At 40.4% G+C, this 6,373-nt stretch carries 4 protein-coding genes and 1 pseudogene; 4 read left to right on the forward strand and 1 reads right to left on the reverse strand.

Annotated elements, in window-relative coordinates; all coding sequences use genetic code 11:
- Positions 1–35: 35 nt before the first annotated feature.
- The 3 genes from UYI_RS0126810 (at position 36) to UYI_RS0126820 (ending at position 5,869) form a co-directional block, all read left to right on the forward strand.
- Positions 36–1,652, forward strand: coding sequence for a pentapeptide repeat-containing protein (locus UYI_RS0126810; protein ID WP_016869762.1), 1,617 nt, complete (start codon positions 36–38; stop codon positions 1,650–1,652).
- Between the two features lie 28 nt (positions 1,653–1,680).
- Positions 1,681–2,685, forward strand: a complete 1,005-nt coding sequence (locus UYI_RS0126815) for a calcium-binding protein (protein WP_016869764.1) — start codon at positions 1,681–1,683, stop codon at positions 2,683–2,685.
- 196 nt (positions 2,686–2,881) lie between these two features.
- Positions 2,882–5,869 carry a peptidase domain-containing ABC transporter gene (locus UYI_RS0126820; protein WP_016869766.1) on the forward strand — a complete coding sequence of 996 codons (2,988 nt, stop codon included), beginning with the start codon at positions 2,882–2,884 and terminating at the stop codon, positions 5,867–5,869.
- Between the two features lie 14 nt (positions 5,870–5,883).
- Here the strand turns inward: UYI_RS0126820 and UYI_RS37255 are convergent, their stop codons facing one another.
- On the reverse strand, positions 5,884–6,048 hold the full coding sequence (locus UYI_RS37255) for a hypothetical protein (RefSeq protein WP_157226400.1): 165 nt from the start codon (positions 6,046–6,048) through the stop codon (positions 5,884–5,886).
- Here UYI_RS37255 and UYI_RS0126830 point away from each other — a divergent pair.
- Positions 6,040–6,373: pseudogene (locus UYI_RS0126830) on the forward strand (hemolysin D); the annotation flags it as partial. The gene UYI_RS37255 and the pseudogene UYI_RS0126830 overlap by 9 nt on opposite strands.

Here is a 6,373-nt window from a genome sequence, read left to right on the forward strand (position 1 = left end):
TAAACCAATTAAATTTTTGTGAGGTGTATACTACCATGCCAGCTTTAGACTTTAGCAATCAAATCCTAGTAGGAAATGACTTTAGCGGTCAAAACCTGAATGGCTCAACTTTTTTCAAAGCCACCCTTACAAATGTCCTATTCGTCAATACAGGACTCAGAAGTACTAACTTTGAAGAAGCCAAGCTGTATAACGTTAATGCATCTGGTGCCATCTTTGCCCCTAATACCAACTTTCCCCAAGCAGCTAATTTATTCAAAGCGACATTGGAAAATGTTAATCTCAGTGGAGCCAACCTGAGAGAGGCTAATCTGTCGCTGATTAACACGAAAGATATTAACCTGTCAAATGCCAACCTGACTAATGCTAACTTGCAAGAAGCTAATCTGAGCGGGGAACAATCTGAGCGCCCTAACCTAGCTGGAGCTAATTTCACGGGAGCTAATTTATTTAAGGCTAAGCTGAAGGCTGCTGATTTAACAGGTGCGAAGCTGGTAAATGCCGACTTGGAAGAAGCTGATTTAGAAGCAACTCTCCTCATCAACGTCGATGCAACAGGTGCTGACTTCACTAAGAGTAACTTCACGGATGTTACCCTGCAAAACTCTATTTTTGACCTAACTAATTTCAGTGGAGTCTCTCTGAGTGATGCCCCACTCCAACCAGGACAGACAGCTAATGTCAAATTTCGTGGTGCTAATTTAAGCAACTTTCTTGTAGATGATGCGGTTTTAACGGATGCTGATTTTAGTCCATCTGGTAGCACAGTCACAAACCTCACTGCTGCTAAATTTGATGACACTGATTTGAGTGGATCTAATTTCACGCAAGTCAACGCAGAAGGTGTTTTGATCAACGGGCCTGCTGTTAATACAAATTTCACTAATGCCAGACTAGTTAACGCTGACTTATCTAAAGGCGACTTCACAAATGGCAACTTCACAACAGCTGATTTAAGTGGTGTGAAGATGACCGACGCGATCGCTGTGAACGCAAATTTCACTGATGCCAACCTGACTAACGCCGATTTGTCGAAAGTTAACTTTACCGATGCCACCTTTATCGGGGCAAACCTCACAGGTGCGATCGCAGTTGATGCCATTGGTCTGACTCTTGGGACTTCCAGCAACGATACCATTAATGGTACGAGTGTCAAAGATAACATCTTCGGCTTTGATGGTAATGATACCCTCACTGGAGGTGGGGGCAATGACTATCTTGACGGTGGTGCAGGTGTAGATAACCTCAATGGTGGTGATGGTAATGACTATCTCAGTGGTGGTAACGGTAATGATGTTTTAACCGGGGAAGCTGGCGCTGATACCCTGGTTGGCGGTAATGGTGCTGATAACCTCAATGGTGGGGGTGGTAATGATACCCTGATTGGTGGTGCTGGCAACGACACCATGAATGGTGGGGCTGGCAACGACACCTTTATCTTTGCGTCCGGCTTTGGTAGCGATCGCATTAACAATTTCGCCGATGGTGCAGACAAAATTGACCTCACGGCATTTGCAACCAGCTTCGGATCTTTGACGGTGACTCAAAATGGTGCAAACACCGTGATTTCCGGCTTGCCTTTCGGTACAGATACGATTACTCTGGCAAACTTCACCGCCAGCAATGTTGATGCTACCGACTTTGTTTTCTGATTTTACTTAAACTTTTTAGGAGATTAATATGAGTACCATCATTGGAACCGCAGGTAATGATAACATTTTGGGCACAGATCTGAATGACTATATCGATGGTTTAGGCGGTAATGACTTTATTGATGGTCAGGATGGGAGTGACACCCTAGTTGGCGGATTAGGCAACGATACCCTTTTGGGAGAAGACGGTGAAGTTTTTAAACCTGATAGCAAGGGTAAGCACGCTTCTTTAAGAAAAGATCCCCGCCCTCGCTTACTGGCGTTGAGTCAAAGCCTTACTAATTTGCACCAGTTATTTGGCAAATCTCAAAGTATTATTCATATCGGGCAAAGATTAGCTTTCCCTGCTAATCAACCACAAGCTTACGATTTAGATATAGTCATTTGTACGACTCAAGATCGTCATCTCCTCAATCAACTTTGTGTGCCTTCCAATTTTTATAAACACCATCCTACGCAAGCAGAACCGATGCTATTAGGGTTTGAATGTCAAGCCGTTTTACGGGAATGCTTAGGTGATTATGATTATTACTGTTTTTTGGAAGATGACCTAATTCTTCATGATCCTTGGTTTTTTATCAAGTTAAGCTGGTTTACTCAGCAAGCAGGTGATCTAAATTTACTTCAACCCAATCGCTACGAAGTCTCTACTCACAGTTTGACCAACAAAGCTTACATTGATGGTGATCTAAATCCCCGCGTGACTGCACCTTTTCAAAAGGTACACGAACAACCGGAACTTAAAGGAAAAATTTTAGGAATACCAGTTACTTTTCGTCGTACCCTTAACCCTCATGCTGGCTGCTACTTTTTAAATGCTAATCAGATGGCTTATTGGGCTAGCAAACCTTATTTTTTAGACCGAGATATCAGCTTTGTTAGTCCTTTAGAAAGTGCTGCAACTTTAGGAATTATGAAGACATTCCGGGTTTATAAAACTGGATCAGAACAAGCAAGTTTTTTAGAAATTCAGCATTTTGGTAGGGGATTTTTGAATTTAATTGGAAAACAGGTCGCATTGTCAATGAATTAAATTTACTTACTTTTATTTGTCTTGAAAATAGGGATCGGGGATCAGGGATGAACCTAACAGCAAACTCATAATTCATCTGTGTTCGTTTATTTTCATTCCCTCATTGTGGGCTATTTGCCCGTGGGAGTCTTGTTTCAAAATTCTGGAATGCTTATTAATCAATAGTTTCAATTCAAAATCTAAAATCCAAAATCTGATGACTTATACTAAGACTTCTTTTCTAGAATTTCTCTCTACTGTTGACGGTTTTGATCAATTATCAAGGGAAGCCCTTGTTGTTATATCACAACAACTCCAACCTTGGCGCTATCGTCTCGGAAAAAAAATTATTGGTAAGGAAAAACTACCAGAACAAATCACTATTATCTATGAAGGAAAAGCCCGTCTTTTGACGTATGACCCCCGGACACAAAAACCAATTACACTTAAATTGCTTCAACCAGGGGCAATTCTGGGCGAAATTAGTGTGTTGCGAGACGTTGCTTGCGAAACTGCGATCGCTTCTACAGAGGTAACATGTTTAACATTCCCCACTGTGGAGTATTTGCGTTTGCTTGCTATGTATCCGGCTTTTGCAGAGATTCGGCAAAACTGCTGTCACTTATTGGAAATCTTTGATGTTGTCGGTATGCAAAGCCAAGTGCAAGCTTTAGGGGGTGTCAATCTCAAAGAACTTGCCCAAAAAGCTTTAGCAGAAGCAAGAGTACATTACCTGCAACCAGGGAAAAATTCTGTTAATCAACTTGATAGAGAAAGCATTTGGTTTGTGAGTGGTGGCGGAACTGTCAAGAATTATCCTTTGGGTTCACGTTTAGAATTTAACAGTGCGCCAGAAATAATTGAGGTTGTGGGGACAAGTCCTGCACGCTTGATTGGTTTGCGTACTTTGGACTTAATGATACTAGATAATCTCAAAGATACGAATGCAGAGATACTCGATAACGAAATTGAAATTCCCTATGCACCTGACGAAGAGTTTACACCACCAAAAGCTGATCGTGTTAAAAATAAACAAAAAAATAAAAAATACCCGTATTTTCATGGTAACGGACAACTAAATTCAGCGATCGCCTGTTTCCAAATGGTGTCGAAGTATTTGCAAATGCCGTTCCGTCGCGAGGTGATTCACCGCATCCTCACAGAACAAATGAAGCGCCAAGGTACAATTTCATTTCAATTATGTGCTTATTTGTCGGAATTAATTGGACTCAAAGCACAACTGGCAAATATATCCACCTCTGCATTCACACGTATTCCCACCCCAGCGCTGATTCGCTATGGTGATAGCTTTGCTGTTTTATACGAAACGAGCGATCGCGCTGTCGTGATTGGTGTACCATCTCAGGGAATCCAGCGCTATAAGCCTGCTGAGTTGTTGGCTAAGTTGGATGTCGAAGAAAGCAACTACCCGCAGATTCAAGTATTACTACTGTCTCCCACCAAAACAACACCAAAAGAACGCTTCGGTTTGAAGTGGTTTGCCCCCTATTTATTGCGTTATCGCCGTGTACTTTTAGAAGTTTTTCTTGCTTCCTTTTTTGTACAGTTATCAGCCTTAGCAAACCCGCTAGTTATTCAGTTAATTATTGACCAAGTTATTAATCAAAATAGTATTAGCACTCTGCATATTTTAGGTGCTTTACTACTAGCAGTAGGCTTATTTGAAGCTATCATTAGTACACTCAGAACTTACTTATTTGTCGATACTACTAATCGTATCGATATGGGTTTAGGTTCAGAAATTATTGACCATTTATTACGTCTACCGTTACGCTATTTTCAAAACCGACCTGTGGGTGAATTAGCGACTCGGATTAACGAACTGGAAAATATTCGCTCTTTTCTCACAGGTACTGCTTTAACTGTAGGGTTAGATGCACTATTTTCAGTAGTTTATATTATTGTCATGTTGTTCTACAGTTGGCAACTGACACTAGTAGGTTTAGCAACCATCCCAGTGTTCATGATTCTGACTGCGATCGCTTCGCCAACGATTAGAAAACAGTTACGTACCAAAGCTGAAAGAAACGCTGAAACTCAATCTTACTTAGTTGAAGTTATATCAGGAATTCAAACAGTCAAAGCACAGAATATCGAGTTGCGATCGCGCTTTGCTTGGCAAGAACGATATGCTCGATATGTAACAGCTGGTTTTAAAACAGTTATTACTTCTACTCTTGCCAGTTCTACTAGTAATTTTCTCAACAAACTTAGTAGCCTGTTAGTATTGTGGATGGGAGCTTACTTAGTACTCCAAGGAGATTTAACTTTAGGAGAATTAATTGCTTTTAGAATTATTTCAGGTTATGTTACCAGCCCAATATTACGATTAGCGCAGCTTTGGCAAAATTTCCAAGAAACTGCCTTATCTTTAGAACGTTTGAGCGATATAGTCGATACACCACAAGAAGCAGAAGAAGATCGTTACAATATTCCTTTACCTGCAATTACAGGAGCAGTGAAATATGAAAATATTTCCTTCCGCTTTCATACAGGTAGTCCACTACAACTTTGCAATCTGAATCTAGATTTTGCTCCTGGGAATTTTATTGGCGTAGTAGGACAAAGTGGTGCAGGTAAAAGCACTTTGACTAAACTATTAATTAGGCTCTATGAACCAGAATCTGGCAGAATTTTAATAGATGGTTACGATATTGCCAAAGTAGAGCTTTATTCACTCAGACGACAAATTGGTGTAGTCCCTCAAGAGACACTTTTGTTTGATGGCACAGTGCAAGAAAATATTGCTTTGACAAATCCTGATGCCACAACTGAAGAAATTATTGAAGCTGCAAAAATAGCGGTTGCTCACGAATTTATTATGAACCTACCTAATGGTTACAATACAAGAGTAGGAGAACGAGGTGCTGCACTTTCTGGAGGACAAAAACAAAGAATTGCCATTGCTCGTTCTGTTTTACAAAAGCCAAAATTATTAGTTTTAGATGAAGCTACAAGTGCTTTAGATTATCCAACAGAGCGACAAGTTTGCCTCAATTTAGCAGCAGCATTTCAAGGAAGTACAGTATTTTTTATTACCCATCGTCTGAATACTGTTGTCAATGCAGACATTATCGTTGTCATGGATAGTGGACGAGTAATTGAACAAGGAACCCATGACGAATTAATGAACATGAAAGGACATTACTACTATCTCTACAATCAACAAACAATAAAGATGTGATTGGTCATTAGTCATTAGTCATTAGTCATTGGGAATAAGCAACAATCAACAACCACCAACCAACAATCAACAACCACCAACCACCAACCAACAATCAACAACCAACAACCACCAACAACCAACCACCAACCAACAATCAACAACCAACCACCAACCAACAAAACATCAATATGAATCAACTAAATGGGAATCATCGTCACAGTACTTATCATCCAAATAACTATCAAAACAGAATCAAATTAAAGTCAACACAAGTGAATACAGAAGCGAAGACTTCTCTTGAACCACCTGTAATTCATCCAAAAAATAATGAGTTAGAGCAATCAGTTGTATTACGTCAATCCCCAATTTTTTCACGTGCAATCATGCTAACAATGATGGCACTGGCTTGTTTTGGAATCGGTTGGGCATGGTTTGCTAAAATTGAACAAGTAGTTCCTGCGACAGGTCAATTGAAGCCTCAAGGAGCAGTCAAAGCAGTTCAAGCTCTTGTTTCTGGGCTGA

Origin of the sequence: Fischerella muscicola PCC 7414 (assembly GCF_000317205.1) — a bacterium.
Classification (GTDB): Bacteria; Cyanobacteriota; Cyanobacteriia; order Cyanobacteriales; family Nostocaceae; genus Fischerella; species Fischerella muscicola.